This is a genomic window from Allobosea sp. 05T422_2, assembly GCF_056396265.1.
In genome coordinates this window covers 1-3,615 of record NZ_JBFTLD010000406.1, presented here as the reverse complement: position 1 = coordinate 3,615, position 3,615 = coordinate 1, and the positions used below count along the sequence as shown (strand labels likewise).

3 protein-coding genes and 1 pseudogene are annotated in these 3,615 nt (G+C 64.3%); 3 read left to right on the top strand and 1 reads right to left on the bottom strand.

Annotation, left to right across the window (positions count from 1 at the left end; genetic code table 11):
- Both AC1DJT_RS35085 and argC read left to right on the top strand, forming a co-directional pair.
- A partial coding sequence (locus AC1DJT_RS35085) for an arginase family protein (RefSeq protein WP_476835898.1) occupies positions 1 to 492 on the top strand: 492 nt, incomplete at its 5' end.
- Positions 493 to 839: 347 nt separating this feature from the next.
- Positions 840 to 1,772 carry an N-acetyl-gamma-glutamyl-phosphate reductase gene (gene argC / locus AC1DJT_RS35080; protein ID WP_476835897.1) on the top strand — a complete coding sequence of 311 codons (933 nt, stop codon included), beginning with the start codon at positions 840 to 842 and terminating at the stop codon, positions 1,770 to 1,772.
- Between the two features lie 372 nt (positions 1,773 to 2,144).
- Here the strand turns inward: argC and AC1DJT_RS35075 are convergent, their stop codons facing one another.
- The gene (locus AC1DJT_RS35075; protein ID WP_441508362.1) at positions 2,145 to 2,993 is read right to left on the bottom strand and encodes a fumarylacetoacetate hydrolase family protein; all 849 of its coding nucleotides are present in this window, start codon (positions 2,991 to 2,993) and stop codon (positions 2,145 to 2,147) included.
- A 431-nt stretch (positions 2,994 to 3,424) separates the two neighbouring features.
- On the opposite strand from AC1DJT_RS35075, the pseudogene AC1DJT_RS35070 reads away from it, so the two are divergent.
- Positions 3,425 to 3,615: pseudogene (locus tag AC1DJT_RS35070) on the top strand (transporter); the annotation flags it as partial.

The following is a 3,615-nucleotide window of genomic DNA, read 5'->3' as shown; positions in this document are numbered from 1 at the left end:
GTCCAATTCGATGCGCATCAGGACACCTGGGACGATGGCGTCGGCGCTGTCTCGCATGGCACGTTCATGCTGGAGGCGGTGCGCGAGGGGCTGATCGATGTCGATCGCTCGATCCAGGTCGGCATCCGCACGGTTGCGCCCCGGGATTGCGGCATCCAGGTGCTTGGCGCCTATGAAGCCCATGAGCTCGGCGTCGATGGCGTCGTCGAGCGCATCAAGCAGCGCGTCGGGCAGGGCCCCGCCTATCTCACCTTCGATATCGACGCGCTCGATCCGGCCTTCGCGCCGGGCACGGGCACGCCCGTTGCCGGCGGCTTTACTGCGGCGCAGGCACTGCGCATGGTCTGGGCCATCCGCGATCTCGATTTCCGCGGCATGGACATCGTCGAGATCTCCCCGCCCTATGACCATGCCGACGCGACGGCGATCGCCGGTGCCGCCGTGGCCCAACACTACATCCAGGCGCTGGCGCTGAAGAAGAAGGCCGGTTGAATCGCTGTGCGAGCGGGCTGAATCGACTTACGAGCCGCGTGCACCAAGCGATTCAATCTGTTGGCAAATCTGGCATGACGCAAGCCTTCGCCCCGTCGGGCGAGAGGCTTGCCGTGCCCCGCAGGGCAACGTCGCGTCACATGCCGATTGACAGGGGCGGCGCCCTCCCACATATCAGCGTCATGTTCATGTGCTCGATCCGACGTCGCACCAACCAGGCCGCCCCGGCGCGCCCGCGATGACGCTCGGCTGAACCCCGAATTGTCCGCGAACCGCGCCCGGAGCGCGGTTTTTTTATGCCTGATGCTGACCTATCAATGAGCGCGAGCGCGCTTTCGGAGGCCCTGATGAGCCAGAATCTGAAATCGATCTTCATCGACGGCGAAGCCGGCACCACCGGCCTTGGCATTCGCGACCGGCTGGCAGAGCTGCCGGAGGTCGTCGTGAAGAGCATCGATCCCGACAAGCGCAAGGATCCGGCCGCCCGCAAGGCGATGATGGCCGGGGTTGATCTCGTCGTGCTCTGCCTGCCTGACGAGGCAGCGAAGGAATCGGTGGCGCTCGCCGACGAACTCGGCGCGGACGCTCCCAAGATCGTCGATGCCGCGACTGCCCATCGCGTCGCGCCGGGCTGGGTCTACGGCTTTGCCGAACTCGCCCCCGGCCATGCCGCGGCAATCGCCAATGCCAACCGCGTCTCCAATCCCGGATGCTACCCCACCGGCGGCATCGCCCTGCTGCGGCCGCTGGTCGATGCGGGCCTGCTCGCGCAGGATCATCCGGTGACGGTCAATGCCGTTTCCGGCTATTCCGGCGGCGGCAAGAGCATGATCGAAGCCTATGAGGCGGGCGTCGCCCCGTCCTTCGAGCTCTACGGGCTGGGGCTCAAGCACAAGCACCTGCCGGAGCTGCAGGAATACGCGCGCCTGACCCGGCGGCCGATCTTCGTGCCGTCCGTGGGCAATTTCCGCCAGGGCATGCTCGTCTCGGTACCGCTGCATCTCGACACGCTTCCGGGCAAGCCGAAGGTCGCCGACCTGCACGACGCGCTGGCGGCGCGCTATGCCGGCTCGACCTATGTGAAGGTGGTTCCGGCCGAGGCCGGCGGCAAGCTGGAAGCGGAGTCGCTCAACGACACCAACCAGCTCGAATTGCGGGTCTTCGGCAATKAGGAGCTGCGGCAGGCGGTGCTCGTCGCCAAGCTCGACAATCTCGGCAAGGGCGCCTCGGGCGCTGCGGTCCAGAATATCCGCCTGATGCTCGGGCTCGGCGAAGCTTAGATCATCGAGCCGGATATCGTCCGCAAAGGCGAAAGGCCCGGCCCCAAGCGGGGCCTTCTCCGTTGAGGCAAGGGGAGCAGCGCGGGCAATCCGCTGCGGTCATGACCTATGGTCAGCTGACGGGGTCGTGATGACCCTTTGCCTTGACGTCCCCCAAATGGGGGTAGCCGATATGGGGAGGGATGGCCTCTATCGGGGGATCGGTTGTGCGTAATGTCACGTCGCTGCGGCGACTGGTGGCTTTACGACACGAGACCCGAGACTAGTCCCCGCCGCTTTGGCTGCCTCCATGGCAGCTGTGAGCGACATTATTTGCGGTGTGGGCAACGCCGCCATGGTTGGGTCAAGCAGCCATGGCGGCGTCTTTTTATCTCAGCCCTTGTAGGGGACGAAGTTCTGCTTCTGCGTGCCGAGGCCGTCGATGCCGAGAGCCACGACCTCGCCGCCCTTCAGGAAGCGCGGCGGCTTGAAGCCGAGACCAACGCCGGGCGGAGTGCCGGTGGTGATGACATCACCCGGATCGAGCCGCATGAACTGGCTGATATAGTGCACGAGATAGGCGGCACCGAAGATCATCGTCTTGGTCGAGCCGTTCTGCACGCGCTCGCCATCGACCTCGAGCCACATGCCGAGATTCTGGATATCGGCGATCTCGTCGGGGGTCACCAGCCAGGGGCCGAGCGGGCCGAAGGTCGGGCAGCCCTTGCCCTTGGCCCATTGGCCGCCGCGCTCGGTCTGGAATTCGCGCTCCGAGACGTCGTTGCAGACGCAAAAGCCTGCGATCGCGGCCATGGCGTCCTTCTCGGCGATATAGGAGCCGCCATCGCCGATCACGATCGCAAGCTCGACTTCCCAGTCGGTCTTCTTCGAGTTCTTCGGGATGGTGACGTCGTCATAGGGGCCGACGATGCAGTTCGGCGCCTTGTTGAACAGGATCGGCTCGGCCGGGATCGGCGCGCCGGTCTCAGCCGCATGGTCGGCGAAGTTGAGGCCGACAGCGATGAAATTGCGCACATCGCCGACGCAGGCGCCGATGCGCGGCGTCCCCTGAACCTCGGGGAGCGTTTCGGCATCGAGCGCCTTCAGTGCCGCAAGCGAGGCCGAGGTCAGCGCCTTGCCGGCGATGTCCGGAACCTTGCCTGACAGGTCGCGCAGCACGCCCTTGGAGTCCAGCAGCGCGGGCTTCTCTTGGCCGAAAGCGCCATAACGTACCAGTTTCACGTCGTTTCCCCCGTTTCAATCGATATGATCAAAGGTGCGCGATCCTGTGCGGACGGGGCGCCCGAGGCAAGCGGTTCCTGCGCATGACGCGACTGCACAGGGGGGCCCCGAAACTTGTTGCGGGAATGCAACGGCCGTCGCCAAAGCAAAGGCTTCTGCAACCATTAGACGTAGGCTCGTAGAACTGCCACCTGCGCAAAACTTGTGATAGTTCGCATATAAACGATCTTTTTCACGCGCTGACTTGATCGGCACTGCAGGAATCGGCGKATTTTTAGCCGATTCTGCCTGCTGCGGTGCAAGCACATGGAGAAGCATGGCGAAATTGTGCCGTTCAGGGCGGGATTGCGGCAGAAACGCGAGCGCGGCATGTTCGTCGGCGAAGCGGGTGATTTGCCCGAAAGAACGTCAATCCTAGGGATGGGTACTCGATGAAGAGCATGGTTCGCTACACCGCCGCTGCTACCGTTTCAGTCGCTGCTCTTCTGGTTTCCGGCGTCGCTTCGGCAAGTTCGTTTTCGCTGCGCAGTGGAACGAGTGCCGAGGGCCTCGGCATGGCATTTGCCGGCGCGGCCTCCGGCGGCATCGGCATGGGAGCCATGACCTTCAACCCGGCCACGAT